Origin of the sequence: Baekduia sp. (genome assembly GCF_035685985.1) — a bacterium.
Classification (GTDB): Bacteria; Actinomycetota; Thermoleophilia; order Solirubrobacterales; family Solirubrobacteraceae; genus Baekduia.
Window position 1 is genome coordinate 188,678 of record NZ_DASRZV010000015.1, and the last position, 22,180, is coordinate 210,857.

Sequence of the window (22,180 nt, forward strand, 5' to 3'; positions counted from 1 at the left end):
TCACGACAAGCAGTCCCCAGATGCCCGACGACGCCGAGCTGCTCGCGGGAGACGCCGAGGCCTTCGGCGTCTTCTACGCCCGCCACGAGGACGCGGTCCTCGCGTTCTTCCTGCGGCGCGTCCGCCGCGCCGACCTGGCGGCGGACCTGACCGCCGAGACGTTCGCGGCGGCGCTCGGCAGCCGCCGCGCGCACGACCCGTCACGGGGCGAGGCGCGCGGCTGGCTGTTCGGGATCGCGCGCAACGTGCTGTCGGGGTCGCTGCGGCGCGGGCGCGTGGAGGACGACGCGCGCCGCCGGCTGGGCCTCGAGCGGCTCGTGCTCGACGACGCCGCGCTGGCGCGCGTGGAGGAGCTGGCCGGCGCGCCCGCGCTGGCGGCGTTGGAGGAGCTGCCGCCCGACCAGCGCGCCGCGGTCGCCGGCCGCGTCGTCGACGAGCGCAGCTACGAGGAGCTGGCGGCCGCGCTGCGGTGCTCGGAGAGCGTCGTGCGCCAGCGCGTCTCGCGCGGCCTGCGAACGCTCCGCTCACGACTGGAAGGAGGACGCGCATGACCCGGCTCCCGGATCTGCGGCACGAGCTGGTGGCCGCCGCGGCGCGGCTGGACGAGGAGGGCGCGGGGCTCGCGGCCCCGCCGCCGCCGTCGCCGCCGTCCCGTCGCCGTGGGCGTCGCCTGCCCGCCGCGCGCGTGCTCGCCCTGGCGCTGCTGGCCGCGCTGGCGCTTGCCGCCATCGGCGCGGCCGCGACCGGCCTGCTGGGCTCGGGCTCCGACGTCCAGCCGCGCTCGGGCAAGGCGCCGACGCCCAAGACCGGCTTCGGCGTCCCGGTCGGGACCGTCGCGCCGCCGATCGTCGTCGACGACCCCGACGGCGGAGCGCTGAAGTGGGGCCTGCGCACGTTCACGACCACGCGCGGCTACGCGTGCCTGCAGCTCGGGCGCGTCCAGGGCGGCAAGCTGGGGTTGATCGGTCGCGACGGCGCCTTCGAGGACGACGGGCTCTTCCACGCCCTCGGGCCGCAGGTGCTCGACCGCGCGGGCTGCGCCCCGCTGGACGCCCACGCGCACGGCTTCCTGGCGATCCACGACGCCGAGATGCCCGCGTCCGCCATGCACGACTGCATGGTGCCGAGCTGGGTGCACGCCTTCGGCGGGCGCGTGCCGCCCAAGACGAAGGCCTGCCCGACGCGGGGCATGCGCTCCGTGGACTACGGCCTGCTCGGCCCGCGCGCCAAGAGCATCACCTACACCTTGCCGGACGGCGGGCGCCGGACGGTGCCGGTCGCCCCCGGCAGCGGGGCCTTCCTGATCGTCACGCCGCGCGAGCGCCTGACGCTGCCCAAGCGGCGCGGCATGATCGCGCGCAACGCCTACATCATCGGCCGCACGCCCGGGGCCGACCGGATCGTGTCGGTCGCCTACGACGACGGGACGACCTGCACGGTCCGCCACACCATGCAGCCGCGCGGCGGCTGCCCGGCCAAGGGGTACGCGCCGGTGAAGGTGCGGGTGCCGACGCGCGCCGAGGTGAGGACGCCGATGACCGCGCGGATCGAGCGCGCGCCGGAGGGCAACTTCGTCCTGCACGTCGCGTTCCGCGCGCGGGTGGCGGCCGAGAAGTCGCGCGCCACCTACACCGTCATGCTCCGGCCGACGCGCGGGCGCCACTGCCACCAGGGGATCATCGGCCACGACCTCGAGCGCGACGTCGCCGCCGGCCAGCGGGTCGGCGCGGCGATCAAGATGTCGCGGATCAGCTGCCGCGGCCGCTACCGGATCGACCTCGTCTACCGCGTGGTCGAGGACGGGTCGGTGTTCGGGACCGGCTTCGTCTACCCCGGCACGCCCGTCGCGTCGGCCACCGCGCGGCTGGTCAAGTGAACCGCCGCAGCCGCAGCGCGTTGGCGACGACCGAGATCGAGGACAACGCCATCGCGCCGCCGGCCACCAGCGGGCCGAGCAGGCCGGCGGCCGCCAGCGGGATCGCCGCGACGTTGTAGCCGAACGCCCAGGCGAGGTTCTGGCGGATCGTGCGCAGCGTCGCGCGGCTGAGGCGGATGGCCTCGGCCGCGCCGCGCAGGTCGCCGGAGACGAGCGTCAGGTCGGAGGCCTCGATCGCGACGTCGGTGCCGGTGCCGATGGCCAGGCCGAGGTCGGCCTGGGCCAGCGCGGGCGCGTCGTTGACGCCGTCGCCGACCATGGCCACGACCTTGCCTTGGTCCTGCAGGCCCTGGACCACGGCGGCCTTGTCGGCGGGCAGGACCTCGGCGATGACCTCGTGGATGCCGACCTCGGTCGCCACGGCGCGCGCGGTCGTCGCGTTGTCGCCGGTCAGCAGGATCGGCGTCAGCCCCAGCGCGCGCAGCGACGCGATCGCCTCGGCCGACGTCGGCTTGACCGTGTCGGCGACCGCGACCATGCCGCGCACCGCGCCGTCCCAGGCCACGAGCACGGCGGTCCGGCCGCGCGCCTCGGCGTCGCGGCGGGCGGCGTCCAGCTCGTCCGGGACCGCCAGGCCCCAGTCGGCCATCAGCGCCGGGCGGCCGACCTGCACGCCGTGGCCCTCGACCACGCCCTCCACGCCGAGCCCCTCGCGGTTGACGAAGGACTCGACCGGCGGCAGCGCGCCGCCGCCGGCCGCGGCGCCGCCGCCGGCCGCGACGCCGTCGCCGCCGGCGCTCGCGATCGCCCGGGCGACCGGATGCTCGCTGGCCGCCTCGATCGCCGCGGCCAGCCGCAGCGTGCGCTCGTCGCCCGCCACGTCGGTGACCGCCATGCGACCGGTCGTCACCGTGCCGGTCTTGTCCAACACGATGGTGTCGATCGTCCGCGTCGACTCCAGGACCTCGGGGCCCTTGATCAACAGCCCCAGCTGCGCGCCGCGGCCGGTGCCGACCAGCAGCGCGGTCGGCGTCGCCAGCCCGAGCGCGCACGGGCACGCGATGACCAGCACCGAGACGGCGGCGGCGAACGCGGCCGAGGTCTCCTCGCCGGCGCCCAGCCGGTAGCCGAGCGTGACGACCGCGATCGCGATCACGACCGGGACGAAGACGCCCGAGACGCGGTCGGCCAGCCGCTGCACCGGCGCCTTGCCGGTCTGCGCGTCGGTGACCAGGCGCGCGATCTGCGCCAGCGCGGTGTCGGACCCGACGCGCGTGGCCTGGACGACCAGCCGCCCGCCGACGTTGACGGTCGCGCCCGCGACCTCGTCGCCCGGCGCCTTCTCGACCGGCACGGACTCGCCGGTCAGCAGCGCCTGGTCGACCGCGCTCGCGCCCTCGACGACGACGCCGTCGGTGGCGACCTTCTCGCCCGGCCGCACGACGAAGCGGTCGCCGACCCGCAGCCGCTCGACCGGCACGCGGGTCTCGCGCCCGTCGTCGTCGAGCACCGCGACGTCCTTGGCGCCGAGCGCGAGCAGCGCCTCCAGCGCGGCGCCCGCGCGGCGCTTGGCGCGCGCCTCGAAGTAGCGGCCGGCCAGCAGGAACGTCGTCACCGCGCCCGCGGTCTCCAGGTACAGCTCGTCGCCGCCGGAGCCGGTGAAGGACAACGTCATGGTCATGCCGGTCATCCCGGCGTCGCCGAGGAACAGCGCGTAGAGCGACCAGCCGTAGGCGGCGAGCACGCCGACCGAGACCAGCGTGTCCATCGTCGCCGCGCCGTGGCGCAGGTTGACCCACGCGGCGCGGTGAAACGGCCACGCGCCCCACAGCGCCACCGGCGTGGCGAGCTGCAGCGCCAGCCACTGCCAGTTGTCGAACTGCAGCGGCGGGACCATGGACAACACGAGCAGCGGCAGCGTCAGCGCGGCCGAGACGATCAGGCGCGTGCGCAGCGGCGCCGGCTCGTCGTGGGCGTCGGCGCGGGCGTCGGTGTCGCCCGTCGCCGGCAGCGTCGCGTCGTAGCCCGCGGAGCGCACGGTCTCGACGAGCTGCTCGGGCGCCACCGCCTCGGGGTCGAACTCGACGGCCGCGCGCTCGGTCGCGTAGTTGACCGTCGCGGTCACGCCGTCGAGCTTGTTGAGCTTGCGCTCGATGCGGTTGGCGCACGACGCGCAGGTCATGCCGGTGATCGGCAGCTCGACGTTGGACATCTAGGACACCACCTTGGTGAACGCCGCGGTGTGGACGCGGCCCTCGTGCTGGAACTGCAGGAACAGCCGGTAGCGGCCGGCGCTGGGGAAGCGCGCGCCGAACGCGACCTTCCCGTTCGCGTCCGGGTGGACGTGCAGGTAGGCGAGGTCGCCCTCGCGCAGCGCGACGAGGTGGCCGGCGGCGCCCAGGTAGGGCTCGGGCGTGACCGCCGCGCCGTCGCGGGAGATCGCGAAGCGCAGCGTCGCCTCGCGCCCGGTCGAGGGCGCGAGCGCCACGTCGTAGCCGTCGACCGACGCGTGCGCCGAGGGCGCGGGCAGCGCGCGCGGCGCGAAGTCCCCGCCGACCAGCACGTCGGAGCCCAGCGTCGTCGCCTGGCCGCCGCGCGGCGTGAAGTCCGCGAGCAGGCGGTAGGCGCCCGGGTCGCGCAGGGTCAGCGGCACGCGCCACGAGCCGTCGGCGGCCTGGGTGGGGTGGAGGTGCTGGAAGCCGGTCAGGTCGCGGCGCACCGCGATCAGGTGCAGCTTCTTGGTGTGCTCGACGTCGAAGTCGCGGACGGTCGCGCCGCGGTCGTCGGCAATCCGGAACGCGACGTCCTCGCGGACGCCGGCGCGCAGCGTGGCGGGCGCGACCAGGCGCAGCCCGCGCTCGGCGACGGCCAGGCCCGGGACCGACGCGTCGTCGTGGGCGTCGCCCATCGCCATCGCGCCGTCGGCGCCGCCGTGCCCGCGCTCGGCCGTCGCGCGCGCCCCCTCGCCGACGCCTACCCGCGCGCCGCCGGCGAGGTAGGCCAGGCCGAACAGCGCCAGCAGCGCGGTCAGGTAGGCGGCGGGCCGGGTCATGGGACCAGCGCGTAGCCGGCCTCGTCGACGGCGGCGCGGATCGCGTCGTCCTCGACGCCCTCGCCGCGGACCACCATGCGCCCGCTGGCCAGGTCGACCTCGACGCCCTCGACGCCGGGGACCTCGGCGACCTCCTCGGTGACCGAGCGCACGCAGTGCTCGCAGGACAGGCCGGAGACGGAGTAGGTGGTGGTCATGCCTCTACCGTAGCAGATACCCCCGGGGGGTAACAAGACGACCGGGGGCTCGCCGCTCCGAGACGTCGCGCCGTGTCAGACGTCCGACCGCGAAACGCACGCGGCGACGCGCCTGAGCGACCCTCGTCGAACGACCCCGAGGTCGCCGCGCGGCCGTCCGCGTCGCCGCTCCGACCCAGGCTCGAACCCGGCGATCTGACGAAGGGTCGCCTAACAACAGTCATGCTGCCTATCTTCACGTGCGCGCGTCAGACTCTTAGAGGCGACTGTCACGAAGTTGTTACAAAGTCCGCGACTTCGGTAGTCTCCGGCTTGCCGCCAAGGAGGCAAGGTCCCCGCCTCCGGAAGGGTCGCCGTCATGAGCAGAGCGGACGGCGTGCCATGTCATCGAGCAGGTCCCGCACCGACGCGGCCTGACGCCATGAACGAGCCCCACGAGAACCTCGACCCCGACCCCTTCGCTCACGACGCCTCGCGCCGCCCTTCCCGGCTGCGCCGCGCGATCGTGCGGCACGCGCGCCCCGGCGCGCGGGGGACCTGCGCGGTCGCGGCTCCGGCCGGCCGGCTCGCTCGTCGTCACGTCCGGCCGTGCCCGCGCGCGGACCGCAACCCGCTCCGCTGAGGTCCGCGATGTTCGCGATCAAGCATCTCGACCTGGTCCTGCTCGTCCTCGCGCTGCCGATCTTCATCGTCGCCGGCTGGCCGCTGGGCGGCTACGCCGCGGCCGCGATCGCGTGGATCGCGCAGTCCGCGATCCACCACTACACCGAGCGTCGCGCGGCCGCTTCGGACGACCCGAAGACCGTCGTCGGACTGACCGCCGGGTCGATGATCGGACGCGGATGGCTCGTAGCCCTTACGATCTTCGCCGCATACCTGATCGCCGGGAGCGATGACGCAGTCGGATTGGCCGCCGCCGTGCTCGTCGTCGTGCTGTTCACGGCGTACTTCACCGTCTCCCTGATCCTCCGCCCGTTCGAGAACCACCGAGAGCTGCCTTCTTGATGCCCAAGCGTGTTGCCATCCTCCTCGCGCCGCTCGTCGCGCTCCTGGCCTCCCCGGCCGGCGCGTTCGCGTTGAACATCAACGAGAGCTTCAAGCCGCAGAACGAGTTCAAGCTCGATCCGTGGATCGACCTCGGCGTCATGTCCATCAACAAGGCCGTCTTCTACGTGATCGTGGCGACGGCCCTCATGTGCTGGACGATGGTCTACGTCGCCAAGCGCATGCAGGAGCGCCCGAACAAGGTCCAGACCGCGGTCGAGACCGTGTTCCTGCTCATGCGCGACAACATCACGCGCGGCAACATGGACACCAAGATGGCCGCGAAGTGGTTCCCGTTCATCGGGGCGCTCTTCCTGTTCATCTGGTTCTCGAACATGCTCGGCTACCTGCCGCTGCCGACGAACACCGAGCACAAGGTGGACATCTTCGGCGCGCACATCCCGAGCCTCGCGCTGTTCGCCGCCACGGCCAACATCTCCGTGCCGCTCGTCCTCACGCTCTTCGTGTGGATCAGCTACCACGTCGAGGGCGTCCGGGCCAAGGGCGTCATCGGCTACCTGAAGTCCTGGGTCCCGGCCGGCGTCGAGGGCCCCGCGGTCGGCCCGATCTTCGTGATCGAGGTCATCTCGCACTTCGTCCGGCTCGTCAGCCTCTCCGTTCGTCTCTTCGCGAACATCCTGGCCGGGCACCTGCTGATCCTGTTCATGGGCGGCGGTCTCGTCGTCCTGCTGAACCTCGCGATCGGCGGCTCGGTCGTCCTCGGCCTCGTCACCGGCACGATGGCCGTGGCCTTCTTCCTCTTCGAGGTGGGCCTGGTCGCAACGCTTCAGGCCTTCATCTTCGCCACCCTTACCGCGATCTACCTCGGCGGCGCAGTCGCCGAGGAGCACTAACCCCCAAGGAGACAAGTACCGTGGACCTGTCCGTCATCAACGAGGTCACCACCCTCGCTCAGGCCGCTGATCCGCAGGAGTACGGCCGCAAGGCCGGCAAGGCCATCGCGCTCGGCATCGGCGCGGGCCTCGGCACGATCGGCCCGGGCGTCGGCGTCGGCTTCATCTTCGGCAAGGTCATCGAGTCGGTGACCCGTCAGCCCGAGATGCGCGACGAGATCACCTCGATCCAGTGGCTGGGCTTCGCACTGACCGAGGCGATCGTGTTCTACGCGTTCATCTTCGGCCTGATCGCCTTCTTCCTCGGCTAGGTCCCGATGCTGCTGACCGGCATCATCCACGCGGTCGCCCTGCCGCTCGCCGCCTCCGGTGGCGGCGAGGACGAGAGCTCCAACTTCCTCGTCAGCCCGGACGTCGGGCTGATGATCTGGACGGTGCTCGCGTTCCTCGTCGCGCTGTTCATCCTGCGCAAGTACGCGTTCCCGCAGATCTCCGCGGCGCTCGAGAAGCGCCAGCACCTGATCGAGGAGTCGATCGACTCCGCGGAGCGCACCAAGGCGGAGGCCGACGAGATCCTGGCCGAGTACCGCGAGCGCCTCAAGGAGGCCCGCGTCCAGGCCGAGGAGATCGTGACCCGCGCGCGCAAGAACGGCGAGGCCGCCGAGCGTGCCGCCGCCGAGCAGGCCGCCGAGATCCGCGAGGAGCAGCTCGAGCGCGCCCGCAAGGACATCCAGGCCGAGACGGCCCGTGCCCTGCAGGAGATCCGCCGCGAGGTGGCCGACCTCACCGTCGCCGCCACGGAGCGCGTCACCCGCAAGACCCTCAACGAGGAGGACCAGCGCCGCCTCGTCGAGGACGCGCTGTCGGAGTTGGACTTCTCCGCCCTGGGGGAGCGCCGCTAGATGGAGGAGATCGCCCAGGTCTACGCGCGGTCCCTCTTCGAGGTCGCCAAGGAGCAGAGCAAGCTCGACGTCGTCAAGGAGCAGCTCGGGCAGTTCGCCGACGCCCTGGACGGCAACCGCGAGCTGTCGATCTACTTCTTCTCGCCGTACTTCTCCACCAAGGAGAAGGCCGAGGGCCTGGGCCGCCTGCTCGAGGGGGTCGACCCGACGGTCGAGAACTTCCTCGCGCTGCTGATCGAGAACCACCGCATGCCGGTCGTCTTCCGGGTGCGTCGCGAGTACGACGCGCTCTGGGAGGAGGAGCACAAGCTGCTCCCGGTGACCGTCACGTCCGCGGTGGCCCTCGACGACGCCACGGTGAAGTCCATCGGCGACGCCATCGGCCGTCAGACCGGCCAGCAGGTCGAGTTGACGGCCAACGTCGACCCCGACGTGCTCGGCGGCCTCATCGTCCGCGTCGGGAACTCCATCCTGGACGCGTCCATCCGCAACCGCCTCGAGAACCTCCGCCGCAGCGTCGCGTCGTCCTAGCCTGGTCTAGGACCGCGCGCGCCGACCCCGAGCTTCCACCCCTTCAAGGAATCCGAACCGCATGCAGATCAAGCCCGACGAGATCACCTCCATCCTGAAGTCCCGCATCGAGGGCCTCGACCAGGGGCAGGCCGAGCTGACCGAGGTCGGCACCGTCCTGTCGGTCGCGGACGGCATCGCCCGCATCCACGGGCTCGAGAACTGCATGTCGTTCGAGACGCTCGAGCTCCCGCACGGCGTGACCGGCCTGGCCCTCAACCTCGAGTCCGACAACGTCGGCGCCGTGCTCTTCGGCCCGTGGGAGAAGGTCGTCGAGGGCGACACGGTCAAGCGCACCGGCCGCCTGATGGACATCCCCGTCGGCGACGCCATGCTCGGCCGGATCGTCTCGCCGCTCGGCGTGCCGCTGGACGGCAAGGGCGACATCAACGTCTCCGAGCGCCGCCCGGCCGAGTTCAAGGCTCCGGGCGTCGTCCAGCGTCAGCCGGTCACCGAGCCGATGCAGACGGGCCTGAAGGCCGTCGACTCGATGATCCCGATCGGCCGTGGCCAGCGCGAGCTGATCATCGGCGACCGCCAGTCGGGCAAGACGGCGATCGCGATCGACACGATCATCAACAACAAGGACTCGGACCTCGTCTTCGTCTACGTCGCGATCGGCCAGCGCATGGCGACGGTCGTCGGCATCGCCGAGACGCTCGCCGAGCACGGCGCGCTCGACAAGACGATCATCGTGGCCGCGGGCGCCGACGAGGCCGCCCCGATCAAGTTCCTGGCCCCGTACGCGGGCGCCGCGATGGCCGAGTACTTCCTGTACAAGGGCGGCCACGCGGTCGTCACGTACGACGACCTCACCAAGCACGCGTTCGCCTACCGCCAGATGTCGCTGCTGCTGCGCCGCCCGCCGGGCCGCGAGGCGTACCCGGGCGACGTCTTCTACCTGCACTCCCGCCTGCTGGAGCGCGCGGTGAAGCTGAGCGACGACCTCGGCGGCGGCTCGATGACCGCGCTGCCGATCATCGAGACGCAGGCCGGCGACGTGTCGGCCTACATCCCGACGAACGTCATCTCGATCACCGACGGGCAGATCTTCCTCGAGCCCAAGCTGTTCAACTCGGGCGTGCGCCCGGCCATCAACGTCGGCATCTCGGTGTCGCGCGTCGGCGGCAACGCGCAGATCAGCCCGATGAAGAAGGTCGCGGGCCGCCTGAAGATCGAGCTGTCGCAGTACCGCGACCTCGAGGCCTTCGCGCAGTTCGGCTCCGATCTCGACCCGGACACGCAGCGCACGCTGTCGCGCGGCGCCCGCCTGGTCGCCACGCTGAACCAGAACGAGCGCGAGCCGCTGCCGGTCGGCCTCCAGGTCGCCCAGGTGTACGCCGCGACGAACGGGTTCGTCGACCGCATCAACGTCGACCGCGTGACCGAGTTCCTCGAGGGCCTGTCGCAGCGCCTGTCGGCCGAGTCGCAGGACCTGCTGGACAAGATCGCCGGCGGCGACTGGTCCGACGACACGCAGTCCTCGCTGAAGCAGGCCATCGCCACCTTCACCGACGACTTCGGCTACGACCTCGACGAGGAGGGCCAGCCGCTGGCCGAGGGCGAGAGCGACCGCGTCGCGACGCGCGACAGCTCGTCCAACGGCAACGCGTCGGCCGCCGACCAGGCCGCCGAGGAGCAGACCGCGGGGGCCGCGGCCTAACCCATGTCGCAGCGCGACGTCAAGAACCGGATCGCCTCGGTCCAGAACATCCGCAAGATCACGCGGGCGATGGAGATGGTCGCCGCCGCCCGCCTGCGTCGCGCGGAGCAGCGCATCGAGCACCTGCGCCCGTACGCCGGGGCCATCCGCCGCATGACGCGGCAGGCGGCCGAGGCGGCCGGCGGGGAGATCGGCACGCTGCCGATCCTCAAGCAGCACGAGCGCGAGGAGCGCATCGGGCTGCTGCTCGTCACCGCCGACCGTGGCCTGGCGGGCGCCTTCAACTCGCAGATCATCCGCGCGGGCATCCGCGCGGCGGTCGAGTACGAGGAGCAGGGCAAGACGGTGATCTTCTCGGCCACGGGGCGCCGCGGCGTGTCGTCGCTGACGTTCCGCGGCCGCGAGCCCGAGGGCGCGTTCACCGGCTTCACCGACCGCCCCGCGTACGCCAACGCCCGCGAGGTCGCCGAGTCGCTGATGGCGATGTACGTCGACGACAAGGTCGACCGCGTCGAGATCTTCTACAACGGCTACGTGTCGCCGCTGGTGCAGGAGGTGCGGCGGGAGACGCTGCTGCCGCTGCAGGAGGCGACGATCCTCGAGGGCAACGAGCGCGACACCGAGGGCGCCGAGGGCGAGAGCGGCCACCACGCGCTCGTCGAGTACGAGCCCGACCCCGCCGTGATCTTGGAGCGGTTGGTCCCCGACTACGTGGAGATCTCGATCTTCCGCGCGCTGCTGGAGTCGACGGCATCGGAGCACGGTGCCCGCATGACCGCCATGCGCAACGCGTCGGAGAACGCCGGCGAGGTCATCGACGACCTGACGCTCGAGATGAACCGCGCGCGCCAGGCGGAGATCACGCAGGAGATCATGGAAGTCGTCGGCGGCGCCGAGGCGCTGACCTAGCGGGCCGGCCTAGGCCTACACCAAGACTTAGAACGTTCCAGGAGATTTAGAGACCATGGAAGCCAGCATCACCGAGCGCCCCGCGGGCGCGGAGAACGGCGGCAAGAACGTCGGCCGGATCGAGGAGATCCAGGGCGTCGTCATCGAGGCCGTCTTCCCCGACAAGCTGCCCAACATCTACAACGCGATCCGCGTGAAGCTGCCCGAGGCCGCGCAGGCCGAGGAGGGCGTCTCGGCCGAGGCCGGCGCGCAGTGGCTGGTCTGCGAGGTGCAGCAGCACCTCGGCGACGACCGCGTCCGCGCGGTCGCCATGGACACGACCGACGGCCTGTCCCGCGGCCTGGAGATCGAGGACACCGGCGCGCCGATCTCGGTGCCCGTCGGCGAGAAGACGCTCGGCCGCATCTTCAACGTGCTGGGCGACGTGATCGACCAGCGCGACGAGATCCCGACCGAGAACGACCGCTGGGCGATCCACCGCCCGGCGCCGACGGTCGAGAACCTGACGCCGACGACCGAGATGTTCGAGACCGGCATCAAGGTCATCGACCTGCTCGCGCCGTACGCCAAGGGCGGCAAGGTCGGCCTGTTCGGCGGCGCCGGCGTGGGCAAGACGGTGCTCATCCAGGAGCTGATCCACAACCTGGCGTCCGAGCACGGCGGCCTGTCGGCGTTCTGCGGCGTGGGCGAGCGCTCGCGAGAGGGCAACGACCTCTGGCTGGAGATGACGGAGTCCGGCGTCATCGACAAGACCATGATGGTCTTCGGCCAGATGAACGAGCCCCCCGGGGCGCGCATGCGCGTCGCGCTGACCGGCCTGACGATGGCGGAGTACTTCCGCGACCAGGGCCAGGACGTGCTGCTGTTCATCGACAACATCTTCCGCTTCGTGCAGGCGGGCTCCGAGGTCTCCGCGCTTCTGGGCCGCATGCCGTCGCAGGTCGGCTACCAGCCGACGCTGGAGTCCGAGATGGGCCAGCTGCAGGAGCGCATCACCTCGACGCGCACCGGCTCGGTCACGTCGGTCCAGGCGATCTACGTCCCGGCGGACGACCTCACCGACCCGGCCCCGGCCTCGGTGTTCGCGCACCTCAACGCCACGACGACGCTGTCGCGGTCGATCTCCGAGAAGGGCATCTACCCGGCGGTCGACCCGCTGGACTCGACGTCCACGATCCTCAAGCCCGACATCCTGGGCGAGGAGCACTACAACGTCGCCAACCAGGTCAAGTCGATCCTGCAGCGCTACAAGGAGCTGCAGGACATCATCGCGATCCTCGGCATCGACGAGCTCTCCGACGACGACAAGGTGACGGTGCAGCGCGCCCGCAAGATCGAGCGCTTCCTGTCGCAGCCGTTCAACGTGGCCGAGCAGTTCACGGGCACGCCGGGCGCCTACGTGCCGATCGGCGAGACGATCCGCTCGTTCAAGGAGATCCTGAACGGCGATCACGACGACCTGCCGGAGTCCGCGTTCCTGCTGAAGGGCACGATCGACGACGTCGTCGCGGCGGCCAAGGGCGACAAGTAGGCGTTCTGGATGGCCCGCACGACGTTCACCGCTGAGGTCCTGACGCCCGAGGGCGAGGTCTTCAACGACGAGGTCGAGATGGTCTCGACCCGCACGACCGTGGGCTCCATCGGCATCCTCGCCAACCACCAGCCGCTGCTCGGCATGCTCGAGCCGACCGAGCTGCGGCTGTACAGGTCGGAGAACGACGTGGTGGCGTTGGCGCAGGGCGAGGGCTACGTCCAGGTCGCCGACGGCCGCGTGCTGATCCTCGTCGAGGAGGCCATCGAGCCCTCGTCGCTCGACGTGTCCACGCTCCGCGAGAAGCTCCAGACCGCCGAGCGCGAGCTGGAGCAGGCCGACGAGAACTCCGAGGCCGCCCGCATCGCGGCGCGCGACAAGCGCCGCACCGAGGCGTTCCTACGCCTCGCCGAGGGCGGCAGCGGCCCGTCGCACTGACGGCGCCGCCGCCTCACATCGCACCTTCCGACGGGCGCCCTCCGGGGCGCCCGTCGTCGTTCGGCGCCCCTCGGACGGAGCGGGCCTCAGCGCCGCGCCCGCTCCCAGGGCGCGGCGACGGCCTTGACCGCGCGGCCGCGGTCGGCGACGTAGCGGGCGTACTCCGCCCGCGTCACGCCGCCCAGCAGCTCCAGGAGCCGTGCGAGGTCGAGCCACTCCGGCGCGATCGCGTGGCCGAGCACGGCAGGGTGGGAGGACCAGCGCCAGTCGGCGGCGGTGGGGCAGAGGCCGGCGTCGACGGGGTTGGCGGCGACGTAGGCGGCCACCGCCCACAGCCGGCGTTCCGTGGCGATCCGCAGCGGTCGCGCCGCGGGCGACCAGATCGGTCCCGGCAGGCCGTGGCGCAAGGCGAGCGCGGTGCCGTGCGCGCGGCGCAGGCGCCGGACGCCGACGCGCAGGTCGGCACGCGCCGACTCGACCAGCAGGTGCGTGTGGTTGGCCATCAGGCAGTACGCCAGGACGCGCCAGCCATACCGCTCCGCGATCACGCCGAGCCGCTCCAGGTACTCGACGCGGTCGCGGTCGCGGTCGTCGGCGAAGAGGCGTGTTCCGTCGGCGCCACGGCCGACGACGTGGTGGATGAGGTGCATGACCGCCCTGAGGCGGACATGCGCGGAGATTCGCCCCCGCGGGCGGTCTCGTGCCTAGTGTCGTGATTCATTCATTCGGTCGCAGCATTCCGGGATGCTCGGCCCCGTCAGGCGGTCGTCGATGACCGCAGGCGACCCTTTGGGTCGTTGAGGATCAGCGGCGGGCGCATGGCGGCGGCGAGCGCCCGGAGGCTGCCAGCGAATTAATGAATCACGACACTAGAAGTCCTCCGGCAGCACCACGTTGGCCTCCAGGGCCCGGGTGAAGTCGCCGACGTCGTCGATGAAGCGCGCGACGGACACGATCTCCAGCGCCGACCGCACCTGCGATTCGGCGACCTCGTTGGCGCGCTCCAGCGCCTCCAGCTCGGCGTCCTCGTGGACGCCGGTCGACAGGCGATCGCAGTTCTTGCAGTGCAGCGCCAGCAGGTAGAGGCCCTCGTCGACGAGGTCGAGCAGCGCGACCGGCACGACGAACGGCTTGCCGCAGCCCGCGCACGTCTCCAAGCCCTGCTGCTTCGCCGCGATCCCGAAGTCCTCAGCCATGACCCCTTGAACGGAGCCCGGCCGCAGAACTTGTGGCGAATTGGACGCTTGATCGGCGAGTGTCGAACTATCCGCCGGTGTATCGGGAAGCGTCCAGCGGCGCTAGACGACCCGCTCGATCCCCGCCGAGCGCGCACCTTCTTCCAGCGCGTCCAGGCCGAAGGCCGCGATCGGGCCCAGCGCTCCGACCCCGTGCAACCGCCCGTTGGCGGCGGCGTGCGCCGCCCAGGCGAGCATGCCCGCGGTGAAGTCGTAGGCGTTGACGCCGGACACGCGCGCGCGGGCCAACGTGCGACCGGACGCGTCGGTGGCCTCGGCGACGACCTCCGAGCCGGTCTCGGCGCGCTCCGCCTCGGAGGGGCCGCCGGTCGAGCCCTTCACGACCCGGCCGACGAGCGCGTTCAGCGCGCTCCGCACGCCCGGGACGCGCGTGGCCAGCGCGGTCGCCGCCGAGACCCGCGACAGCGTGTCCGACGCGCCGCCGAACCATCCGAGGTAGACGTCGACCTCGCGCAGCCCCGGATACGCCTGCGGCAGCGCGAAGTGCTCGGTCGACCCGGCCGAGAGCGCCTTGCGCACCCGATCGCCGACCAGGAACGTCCGCACCCGCGCGCCGCCGCGCTCGTCGACCAGCCGCCCGTCGCGGAACGTGTAGGAGCCCTCGAGCATCGTCCCGGCCGCCGACGCCCGCGTCCCGCCGCTCATCCCGACCGGCCCGCGGAAGAAGTAGCCCACGGCCACGCGCGACGCCCCGGGCCCCGCGTCGCGCAGCGCCAGCCCGGCGGCCAGGTTCCCCGGCACCCAGTCGTAGCCCATCGCGGTCAGCAGCGCCACGCCCGCGGCCTCCGCGCGCGGCCCGTGGTCCTCGAACACGCGGCGGATGAACGGCGTCTCGCCGGTCGAGTCCAGATACGCGGCCGCGCCCGCCCCGATGGCCGCCTCCACCGCCGGCGCGCCCCAGCGCCAGAACGGCCCCACGGTGGAGATCAGGACGTCGCCGGCGCCCACCAGCGCCCGCACCGACTCCGGCCGGCCCACGTCGGCGACCGCCCACTCCAGACCGCCCAGCTCCTCGGCCAGGCGGCGCACGCGCGCGCCGTCCCGCGCGGCCAGCACCGGCCGCTCGCCGATCCCCGCGAGCGCGCGGGCGGTCAGCGCGCCGGTGTAGCCCGTGGCCCCGAACAGCACGATGCGACCTGGCATGCGGCGGACCCTAACCGGTGCGATCGATACCCTGGACCGGATGGACGAGCGCGTCCTTGCCGAGCGCTTGATCACCTACGACACGTCCACGCTGGACGGCCTCAAGGCCGGAGCGGGCTTCGTGAAGGGGTGGTTGGAGTCGCATGAGCTGCCCGTGCGCAGCCACGACCACGACGGGCTCCCCGTCGTGCTGGTCGACGTGGGCGCGCGCAACTTGCCGGATCCGCCGACGGTCGTATGGCATGGCCATCTCGACGTCGTGCCCGCCTACGCGTCCCAGTTCGAGCCTCGGGTCGAGGGTGACCGCCTCATCGGACGCGGCGCCTACGACATGAAGGGCGCGCTGGCCGCGATGATGTGCGCGCTCAAGGACGTCGCCGACAACCCCGACGTCCGCGTCCGCTTCGTCTGCGTCCCCGACGAGGAGTCCGACGACGTCTCGTCGCGCTCCGTCGACGCGCTCGTCGCCTCCGGCTACCGCGGCGACTTCGCGATCACCGGCGAGCCGACCGACCTCCACATCGGCGTCCAGGCCAAGGGCGTCCTGGCCGTCCGGGTCGCGGTCCACGGCGTCGCGGCCCACGGCTCCACGCCGTGGCTGGGCGACAACGCGATCCTCAAGGCCCACGACGCGTTCCGCCGCATCGAGACGCTGCCGTTCTCGCGCGAGTCCTCCGACCTCTTCGACCGCCCGTCGATCAACCTCGCCCGCATCGAGGGCGGCGACGCCTTCAACAAGGTCCCGGACCGCTGCACGATGGACGTCGACATCCGCTTCCTGCCCACGCAGGACGCTGGCGACATCCTCAGCCAGATCCGTGCGATCCCGGACCTCGAGGTCCTCAAGTGCTTCACGCGCGCGCCCGCGGTGGTGTCGCGCAAGAACCCCTTCGTCCGCGCGCTGCGCGACGGCATCGGCCGCTCGATCGAGGGCGAGGCGATGTCGGTCGGCCGTGACGGCGCCTCCGACGCGATCGCGTTCCTCAACGCGGGCGTCCCCGCGGTCGAGTTCGGCCCCGTCGGCGCCGGCCATCACGGGCCGGAGGAATGGGTGTCGATCTCCTCGCTGCGCCGCTATCGCCGGGCGCTGACCGACTTCGTCTCGCTCCTGCCCACGTGGCTGGAGCGCGAGGGCGGCGGGCCCGACCTGCGCGCGGTCGAGGGCGGCCTGGCGTGAGCCGCTTCACCTACCCCAACGAGCGCCCGCCGCGGCCGGGGCTCAGCTTCCTGGGGCGCGCGTTCGGCAGCGTGGTCCTGATCGCGGTCCTGGCCGCCGCCGCCACGGCGACGGCCGGCCTGATGAAGATCAAGGACGAGATCGAGACGCCGGCCGACGCGCCGCCGCCGATCAAGGCCGCCCCGCACGTCATCGACGAGGACGTCAAGCCCGGCAAGCCGCAGACGATCCTGATCCTCGGCTCCGACCGGCGCTGGAGCGACCTCAAGAAGAACAACCCGGCGCTGGCGAAGTCCAACCCCGCGCGGTCCGACACCATCATGTTGATCCGCATGGACCCCGACCAGGAGGCGACCGCGGTGATGTCGATCCCGCGCGACCTCAAGGTCCTGATCCCGGGCTACGGCGTCAACAAGATCAACGCCGCCTACTCGCTCGGCGGCCCGAGCCTGACGGCCCAGACGATCAAGCAGCTGTTCGGCAGCGACTTCAAGATCAACCACATCGTCAACGTCAACTTCAAGGGCTTCCGCGAGGTCGTCGACGAGATCGGCTGCGTCTACGCCGACGTCGACCGTCGCTACTACCACTCCAACCTCGGCCTGCCGGTCTCCCAGCACTACGCCGAGATCGACGTCGAGCCCGGCTACCAGCAGCTCTGCGGCCAGCGCGCGCTGGACTACGTGCGCTTCCGCCACGCCGACTCCGACCTCGTCCGCGCCGCGCGCCAGCAGGACTTCCTGCGCGCCGCCAAGGACCAGCTGAGCAAGTCGTCGCTGATCAACGAGAGCGGCGACCTCATCAAGATCCTCAAGAAGAACACCCAGACCGACGAGTCGCTGCGCTCGGTCAAGGGCGCGCTCAAGCTCGCCAAGCTGGGGATCTTCTCGGCCGGCCATCCCGTGGTCCAGCTGAAGTTCGACCCGGTGTACTCGGGCGACCCCGAGACCGGCCAGTACGTCGAGGCCTCGGCCAACGAGCTGGCGCGGCTGCGCAACCAGTTCTTCCACGCCTCGCCCAAGGTCAAGAAGAAGTCCTCCTCGTCGTCCTCGTCCAAGGGCAAGGGCAAGGGCAAGAAGGCGTCCAAGGCCGTCTCGGGCAACAGCCGCATCAAGAACGCCAAGGTGACCTCCGCGCGCAAGACGGGGGAGAACGTCGTCGCGCCGACGGTCGCACAGCACCGCCTCGGCTTCCGCCTCTACTTCCCGACGCAGCTCACGCCGAACGGGCGCTACGCCTCGACGGAGAAGGACGCCTCGCTCGTCGACCCGGCGCCGCGCGTCTACACGATCCGCGATCGCGCCGGCCGCAAGCACCGGGCCTACCGCCTGGTCGTCTTGGAGAACATGCAGGAGGGCGCCTACTACGGCATCGAGGGCATGAGCTGGACGAGCCCGCCGCTGCTGGCCAACCCGACCTCGACGCTGACCGTCCGCGGCAAGAAGCTGTATCTGTACAAGTCCGGCAGTCGCCTGCGCTACGTCGCCTACAAGCGCAAGAAGGCCGTGTACTGGGTTTCCAACAGCCTGCAGATGACGCTGTCCAACGCGCAGATGCTGGCGATCGCGAGCAGCCTGACCTACCTCAAGTGAGCACCGACCCCGTCGACGACCGTCCCCCGCGCCTGGCGCTGGGCATGTACAAGCGCTTCCTGCTGGCGGCGCTGGTCGTCGTGCTCGCCTCGGCGGCGACGGTCGCGACCGCCGCGCTGCTGGAGATCAAGGACGACGCGGACATCTTCCTGGGGCAGGGCGGCGGCGGGCTCAACAAGGCGACCAAGGACGCGCTGGACGACGTCGACGCCGGCGGCCCGCAGACGATCCTGGTGCTCGGCTCCGACCAGCGCTGGATCGACATCAAGGACAAGAACCCGGTCCGGTCCGACACGATCATCCTGATGCGCCTGGACCCCGACCGCGGCGCGACCGCGGTGATGTCGCTGCCGCGCGACCTGAAGGTGCGGATCCCCGGGCACGGGACCGACAAGATCAACGCCGCCTACGCGATCGGCGGGCCGTCGCTGTCGGTCCAGACGATCCGCAACCTGCTGCACATCCCGATCAACCACGTGGTCAACGTGAACTTCGGCGGCTTCCGCCGCGCCGTCGACCGGCTGGGGTGCGTCTACACGGACGTCGACCGTCGCTACTTCAACGACAACAACCCGCCCTACGGCGGCGGGCCGGACTACGCGACGATCAACCTCCGCGCCGGCTACCAGAAGCTCTGCGGGCAGGACGCGCTGGACTTCGTCCGCTACCGCCACTTCGACACCGACCTCGTCCGCGCCGCGCGCCAGCAGCAGTTCCTCTCCGACGCCAAGAGCCAGATCGGGGTCGGCAAGATCTTCAGCGACCGCAAGGCGCTGCTGAAGATCTTCGGGCGCTACACGCAGACCGACATCAACAACAGCGACGCGATCCTGCGGCTGCTCAAGCTCGCGTTCGAGTCCGCGCAGAAGCCGGTCCAGGAGATCCCGTTCCCGGGCGACATCACCGGCGACTACGTGACCGCCACGCCGGAGCACCTGCGGGAGGTCGCCCACGACTTCCTCAACGTCACGCGCGGGGCGAGCACGCCCAAGCAGAAGTCGAGCGCCTCGGGCTCGTCGCGCTCCGGCTCCAAGAGGAAGAGCAAGAAGAAGTCGTCGTCGGGCACGCTGCCCGCCGGGATGCAGAAGGCGGGCACGGGCGCCGAGGACGAGGCCGTCGAGCTGGCCGCCAAGCTGCCGTTCGCCGTCTACTACCCGAAGGCCGCGCTCGCCGGGGCGTCGCTGCAGACCGACGACAGCCGCGCCTACGACATCTACGACCGCGGCGGGCACAAGTACCGCGCGTACCGCATGGTCATCAAGACCGACGACCTCGGCCAGTACTACGGGGTCACCGGCATGAGCTGGCCCGGGCCGCCGATCCTCGACGATCCCAGCGAGCGCCGCCAGATGGTCGGCCGCACCTACGAGCTGTTCTACGACGGCAGCCACCTGCGCCTGGTCTCCTGGCGCTCGGGCAAGGCCGTCTACTGGATCTCCAACACGCTGTCCCGCACGCTCTCCAACCAGCAGATGCTGGCCCTGGCGCGCAGCGTGGGGAAGATCCGCTAGCCCATCCGCTCCGCTAGCCTCTCGCGACTCATGGCAGCACCAGAACCTATCGGCGTCATCGGTACCGGCTACGTGGGTCTCGTCACCGCGGCGGGCTTCGCGGAGCTGGGCAGCGACGTCTACTGCATCGACATCGACGCGAACAAGATCGAGCGCCTCAAGCAGGGCGAGGTCCCGCTCTACGAGCCGGGCCTCGAAGAGCTGATCGCGAAGAACCGCGAGCGGATGCACTTCAGCACCGACATCGCGGACGCGCTGTCCAACGCGCGGCTGCTCTTCGTCGCGGTCGGCACGCCGCCGACGTACTCGGGCGATGCGGACCTGAGCGCCGTCCACGCGGTCGTCGCCGCCATGCCCGCGTCCGACCGCCACGCGCTGGTCATGAAGTCGACGGTCCCGGCGGGCACGGGCCAGTCGATCAAGCGCCTCTTCGCCGAGACCGGCAAGGAGCACTTCTCCTACGTGTCGTGCCCCGAGTTCCTCAAGGAGGGCTCGGCGGTCAAGGACTTCCTGGAGCCCGACCGCGTCGTCATCGGCGACGACGGCGACTGGGCCGGCGACGCGGTCGCCGCGCTGTACGCGCCGCTGGACGCCGAGCTGGTCCGCACGGACATCAACTCGGCCGAGATGATCAAGCACGCGTCCAACGCGTTCCTGGCCACCAAGATCTCCTTCATCAACGAGATCGCCAACGTGTGCGAGGCCACCGGCGCCGACGTCGTCGAGGTCGCGCGCGGTATGGGCCTGGACGACCGCATCGGCCCGAAGTTCCTGCAGGCCGGCCTCGGCTTCGGCGGCTCGTGCTTCCCCAAGGACGTCACGGCGCTCAAGCAGCTCGCGGGCAACTCCGGCTACCACTTCCAGCTGCTCAACGCGGTCATCGAGGTCAACGAGCTGCAGAAGCGCCGCGTCATGCAGAAGCTCGAGAAGCACCTCGGCTCGCTGGTCGGCAAGCGCGTCGGCCTGCTCGGCCTCGCCTTCAAGCCCAACACGGATGACATGCGCGAGGCGACGTCGCTGGTCCTCAGCGCTCGTTTGCAGGCCGCCGGCGCGCACGTGGTCGCCTACGACCCGATCGCCGAGGCCGAGGCGCGCAAGCTCATCACCGGCGTCGAGTTCGCGCCCGGCCCGCTCGAGGTCGCCGACGGCGCCGACGCGGTCGTGCTGGTCACCGAGTGGGACGAGTTCAAGCAGCTCGACTTCGGGGCAGTGGCCTCCAAGATGAAGGGCGACCTCCTGATCGACGGGCGCAACGCGCTGAACGCCGACGAGATCCGCGCCGCCGGCCTCGCCTACGAGGGCATCGGCCGCGGCGCCTGAGCCATGCAGGCCGTCATCCTCGTCGGTGGGGAGGGCACGCGTCTGCGGCCGCTGACGTCGCGGCAGCCCAAGCCGGTCATCACGCTGGTCGACCGGCCGTTCCTCGTGTACATGCTCGAGTGGCTGCGCGGCCACGGCGTGCGGGACGTGATCCTGTCCTGCGGCTTCGAGCCGACCAAGGTGCGCGAGGCGCTGGGGGACGGCACGCAGCTCGGCCTGAAGCTGCGCTACGTCGTCGAGCCCGAGCCGCGCGGCACCGCGGGCGCGCTGAAGTACGCCGACGAGCAGGTCGGCGGCCTCGACGACCGGTTCCTGATGCTCAACGGCGACGTCCTCACCGATGTCGACGTCACCGCGCAGATCGCCCAGCACGAGGAGACCGGGGCGGTCGGCACGCTCGGGCTCGTCCCGGTCGAGGACCCGTCGGCCTACGGCCTGGTGCTGTGCAACGGCCACAAGGCGGTCACGGGCTTCTTGGAGAAGCCCGCGCCGTCGCAGCTGGACGGGATCGACCGCTATTACATCTCCGCCGGCGTCTACGTGCTGGAGCACTCGGTCCTGGACCTGATCCCGTCGGGCCAGAACGTCTCGATCGAGCGCGCGATCTGGCCTGCGCTCGTCGGCCACGGCCTGCACGGCTCGCACGCCGAGGGCGCGTACTGGATGGACATCGGGACGCCCGAGCGCTACCTGCAGGGGACGTTCGACATCCTCGAGGGCAACGTCCGCACCGGCGTCACCGAGCTGCTCGGTGCCTCCTACTCGGCGATCGCCGACGACGTCGTCGCCGACGGCCGGGTCGTCCCGCCGGCGGTGGTCGGCGCGGGCTCGAAGATCGGCGCCGGCGCGCACGTCGGCTCGCTGGTCGTGCTCGGGCGCGGCGTCACGATCGGCCCGGGCGCGCGCGTCGAGCGGTCGGTCGTCCTGGACGGCGTGACCGTCGGCGCCAACGCCGTGGTCTCGGACTGCATCGTCGCGCCGGGCGCGACGATCGGCGACGGCGCCGTGCTGCGCGGCGGCGCGGTCATCGGCGACGACGTCCGCATCGGGGCCGGGAACGTGCTCGCGTCGGGCATCCGTGTCTTCCCTGACACGACCCTGCCGCCGGGCGCGATCAAGTTCTGATGGACTGTGTGGCCGATGGC

22 protein-coding genes are annotated in these 22,180 nt (G+C 71.5%); 16 read left to right on the forward strand and 6 right to left on the reverse strand.

Annotated features, from left to right (window positions below; translation table 11 throughout):
• Positions 1-20 precede the first annotated feature (20 nt).
• Entirely contained in the window at positions 21-551 is a 531-nt protein-coding gene (locus VFG42_RS07885; protein WP_324907049.1) for an RNA polymerase sigma factor, read from the forward strand.
• Positions 548-1,876: a hypothetical protein gene (locus VFG42_RS07890; RefSeq protein WP_324907051.1), complete on the forward strand. Its 1,329-nt coding sequence runs from the start codon at positions 548-550 to the stop codon at positions 1,874-1,876. Before VFG42_RS07885 ends, VFG42_RS07890 begins: the two co-directional genes overlap by 4 nt.
• On the opposite strand, the gene VFG42_RS07895 is transcribed toward VFG42_RS07890, so the two are convergent.
• The 3 genes from VFG42_RS07895 to VFG42_RS07905 are packed head-to-tail and all read right to left on the reverse strand — an operon-like array spanning position 1,869 to position 5,125.
• Complete coding sequence (locus tag VFG42_RS07895) at positions 1,869-4,088, reverse strand: heavy metal translocating P-type ATPase (RefSeq protein ID WP_324907053.1); 2,220 nt, start codon at positions 4,086-4,088, stop codon at positions 1,869-1,871. The two genes, VFG42_RS07890 and VFG42_RS07895, sit on opposite strands and share 8 nt — an antisense overlap.
• Positions 4,089-4,928 carry a hypothetical protein gene (locus tag VFG42_RS07900; RefSeq protein WP_324907055.1) on the reverse strand — a complete coding sequence of 280 codons (840 nt, stop codon included), beginning with the start codon at positions 4,926-4,928 and terminating at the stop codon, positions 4,089-4,091.
• On the reverse strand, positions 4,925-5,125 hold the full coding sequence (locus VFG42_RS07905; protein WP_324907057.1) for a heavy-metal-associated domain-containing protein: 201 nt from the start codon (positions 5,123-5,125) through the stop codon (positions 4,925-4,927). The genes VFG42_RS07900 and VFG42_RS07905 overlap by 4 nt, the downstream gene beginning before the upstream one ends.
• 630 nt (positions 5,126-5,755) lie before the next feature.
• On the opposite strand from VFG42_RS07905, the gene VFG42_RS07910 reads away from it, so the two are divergent.
• The 9 genes from VFG42_RS07910 to atpC all read left to right on the forward strand — a co-directional run bounded on the left by VFG42_RS07910 (position 5,756) and on the right by atpC (position 13,036).
• Positions 5,756-6,130, forward strand: a complete 375-nt coding sequence (locus VFG42_RS07910; protein WP_324907059.1) for a hypothetical protein — start codon at positions 5,756-5,758, stop codon at positions 6,128-6,130.
• Positions 6,130-7,023 carry a F0F1 ATP synthase subunit A gene (gene atpB / locus VFG42_RS07915; RefSeq protein ID WP_324907061.1) on the forward strand — a complete coding sequence of 298 codons (894 nt, stop codon included), beginning with the start codon at positions 6,130-6,132 and terminating at the stop codon, positions 7,021-7,023. Before VFG42_RS07910 ends, atpB begins: the two co-directional genes overlap by 1 nt.
• Before the next feature lie 20 nt (positions 7,024-7,043).
• On the forward strand, positions 7,044-7,334 hold the full coding sequence (atpE, locus tag VFG42_RS07920; protein ID WP_081854208.1) for an ATP synthase F0 subunit C: 291 nt from the start codon (positions 7,044-7,046) through the stop codon (positions 7,332-7,334).
• Positions 7,335-7,340: 6 nt separating this feature from the next.
• The gene (gene atpF, locus VFG42_RS07925; RefSeq protein WP_324907065.1) at positions 7,341-7,925 is read left to right on the forward strand and encodes a F0F1 ATP synthase subunit B; all 585 of its coding nucleotides are present in this window, start codon (positions 7,341-7,343) and stop codon (positions 7,923-7,925) included.
• Entirely contained in the window at positions 7,926-8,456 is a 531-nt protein-coding gene (gene atpH, locus VFG42_RS07930) for an ATP synthase F1 subunit delta (protein ID WP_324907067.1), read from the forward strand.
• A gap of 61 nt (positions 8,457-8,517) precedes the next feature.
• Entirely contained in the window at positions 8,518-10,158 is a 1,641-nt protein-coding gene (gene atpA / locus VFG42_RS07935; protein WP_324907069.1) for a F0F1 ATP synthase subunit alpha, read from the forward strand.
• Positions 10,159-10,161: 3 nt separating this feature from the next.
• Positions 10,162-11,067 (forward strand): ATP synthase F1 subunit gamma, encoded by a 906-nt coding sequence (gene atpG / locus VFG42_RS07940; protein ID WP_324907071.1) that lies wholly within the window; start codon positions 10,162-10,164, stop codon positions 11,065-11,067.
• A 55-nt stretch (positions 11,068-11,122) separates the two neighbouring features.
• Positions 11,123-12,598, forward strand: a complete 1,476-nt coding sequence (gene atpD, locus VFG42_RS07945; RefSeq protein WP_324907073.1) for a F0F1 ATP synthase subunit beta — start codon at positions 11,123-11,125, stop codon at positions 12,596-12,598.
• Positions 12,599-12,607: 9 nt separating this feature from the next.
• Positions 12,608-13,036 carry an ATP synthase F1 subunit epsilon gene (gene atpC, locus VFG42_RS07950; RefSeq protein ID WP_324907075.1) on the forward strand — a complete coding sequence of 143 codons (429 nt, stop codon included), beginning with the start codon at positions 12,608-12,610 and terminating at the stop codon, positions 13,034-13,036.
• Between the two features lie 86 nt (positions 13,037-13,122).
• On the opposite strand, the gene VFG42_RS07955 is transcribed toward atpC, so the two are convergent.
• The 3 genes from VFG42_RS07955 to VFG42_RS07965 form a co-directional block, all read right to left on the reverse strand.
• On the reverse strand, positions 13,123-13,686 hold the full coding sequence (locus VFG42_RS07955; RefSeq protein ID WP_324907077.1) for a hypothetical protein: 564 nt from the start codon (positions 13,684-13,686) through the stop codon (positions 13,123-13,125).
• A 219-nt stretch (positions 13,687-13,905) separates the two neighbouring features.
• The gene (locus tag VFG42_RS07960) at positions 13,906-14,232 is read right to left on the reverse strand and encodes a hypothetical protein (protein WP_324907079.1); all 327 of its coding nucleotides are present in this window, start codon (positions 14,230-14,232) and stop codon (positions 13,906-13,908) included.
• Between the two features lie 102 nt (positions 14,233-14,334).
• Positions 14,335-15,435 carry a hypothetical protein gene (locus VFG42_RS07965; protein ID WP_324907081.1) on the reverse strand — a complete coding sequence of 367 codons (1,101 nt, stop codon included), beginning with the start codon at positions 15,433-15,435 and terminating at the stop codon, positions 14,335-14,337.
• Positions 15,436-15,475: 40 nt separating this feature from the next.
• Between VFG42_RS07965 and VFG42_RS07970 the strand changes: the two genes are divergently transcribed.
• The 5 genes from VFG42_RS07970 to VFG42_RS07990 are packed head-to-tail and all read left to right on the forward strand — an operon-like array spanning position 15,476 to position 22,160.
• Entirely contained in the window at positions 15,476-16,612 is a 1,137-nt protein-coding gene (locus VFG42_RS07970; RefSeq protein ID WP_324907083.1) for a M20 family metallopeptidase, read from the forward strand.
• Complete coding sequence (locus tag VFG42_RS07975) at positions 16,609-18,204, forward strand: LCP family protein (RefSeq protein ID WP_324907086.1); 1,596 nt, start codon at positions 16,609-16,611, stop codon at positions 18,202-18,204. Before VFG42_RS07970 ends, VFG42_RS07975 begins: the two co-directional genes overlap by 4 nt.
• Positions 18,201-19,715: an LCP family protein gene (locus tag VFG42_RS07980; protein WP_324907088.1), complete on the forward strand. Its 1,515-nt coding sequence runs from the start codon at positions 18,201-18,203 to the stop codon at positions 19,713-19,715. Before VFG42_RS07975 ends, VFG42_RS07980 begins: the two co-directional genes overlap by 4 nt.
• Before the next feature lie 30 nt (positions 19,716-19,745).
• A complete protein-coding gene (locus tag VFG42_RS07985) occupies positions 19,746-21,035 on the forward strand; it encodes a UDP-glucose/GDP-mannose dehydrogenase family protein (protein WP_324907090.1) in 1,290 nt (429 codons plus the stop codon).
• A 3-nt stretch (positions 21,036-21,038) separates the two neighbouring features.
• Positions 21,039-22,160: an NDP-sugar synthase gene (locus VFG42_RS07990; protein ID WP_324907092.1), complete on the forward strand. Its 1,122-nt coding sequence runs from the start codon at positions 21,039-21,041 to the stop codon at positions 22,158-22,160.
• Positions 22,161-22,180: the final 20 nt, after the last annotated feature.

Bases quoted from the DNA above. Each gene is read 5' to 3' on its own strand.
- VFG42_RS07885 (WP_324907049.1), top strand. From the start codon at position 21: ATGCCCGACGACGCCGAGCTGCTCGCGGGAGACGCCGAGGCCTTCGGC.
- VFG42_RS07890 (WP_324907051.1), top strand. From the start codon at position 548: ATGACCCGGCTCCCGGATCTGCGGCACGAGCTGGTGGCCGCCGCGGCG.
- VFG42_RS07895 (WP_324907053.1), bottom strand. From the start codon at position 4,088: ATGTCCAACGTCGAGCTGCCGATCACCGGCATGACCTGCGCGTCGTGC.
- VFG42_RS07900 (WP_324907055.1), bottom strand. From the start codon at position 4,928: ATGACCCGGCCCGCCGCCTACCTGACCGCGCTGCTGGCGCTGTTCGGC.
- VFG42_RS07905 (WP_324907057.1), bottom strand. From the start codon at position 5,125: ATGACCACCACCTACTCCGTCTCCGGCCTGTCCTGCGAGCACTGCGTG.
- VFG42_RS07910 (WP_324907059.1), top strand. From the start codon at position 5,756: ATGTTCGCGATCAAGCATCTCGACCTGGTCCTGCTCGTCCTCGCGCTG.
- atpB (WP_324907061.1), top strand. From the start codon at position 6,130: ATGCCCAAGCGTGTTGCCATCCTCCTCGCGCCGCTCGTCGCGCTCCTG.
- atpF (WP_324907065.1), top strand. From the start codon at position 7,341: ATGCTGCTGACCGGCATCATCCACGCGGTCGCCCTGCCGCTCGCCGCC.
- atpH (WP_324907067.1), top strand. From the start codon at position 7,926: ATGGAGGAGATCGCCCAGGTCTACGCGCGGTCCCTCTTCGAGGTCGCC.
- atpA (WP_324907069.1), top strand. From the start codon at position 8,518: ATGCAGATCAAGCCCGACGAGATCACCTCCATCCTGAAGTCCCGCATC.
- atpG (WP_324907071.1), top strand. From the start codon at position 10,162: ATGTCGCAGCGCGACGTCAAGAACCGGATCGCCTCGGTCCAGAACATC.
- atpD (WP_324907073.1), top strand. From the start codon at position 11,123: ATGGAAGCCAGCATCACCGAGCGCCCCGCGGGCGCGGAGAACGGCGGC.
- atpC (WP_324907075.1), top strand. From the start codon at position 12,608: ATGGCCCGCACGACGTTCACCGCTGAGGTCCTGACGCCCGAGGGCGAG.
- VFG42_RS07955 (WP_324907077.1), bottom strand. From the start codon at position 13,686: ATGCACCTCATCCACCACGTCGTCGGCCGTGGCGCCGACGGAACACGC.
- VFG42_RS07960 (WP_324907079.1), bottom strand. From the start codon at position 14,232: ATGGCTGAGGACTTCGGGATCGCGGCGAAGCAGCAGGGCTTGGAGACG.
- VFG42_RS07965 (WP_324907081.1), bottom strand. From the start codon at position 15,435: ATGCCAGGTCGCATCGTGCTGTTCGGGGCCACGGGCTACACCGGCGCG.
- VFG42_RS07970 (WP_324907083.1), top strand. From the start codon at position 15,476: ATGGACGAGCGCGTCCTTGCCGAGCGCTTGATCACCTACGACACGTCC.
- VFG42_RS07985 (WP_324907090.1), top strand. From the start codon at position 19,746: ATGGCAGCACCAGAACCTATCGGCGTCATCGGTACCGGCTACGTGGGT.
- VFG42_RS07990 (WP_324907092.1), top strand. From the start codon at position 21,039: ATGCAGGCCGTCATCCTCGTCGGTGGGGAGGGCACGCGTCTGCGGCCG.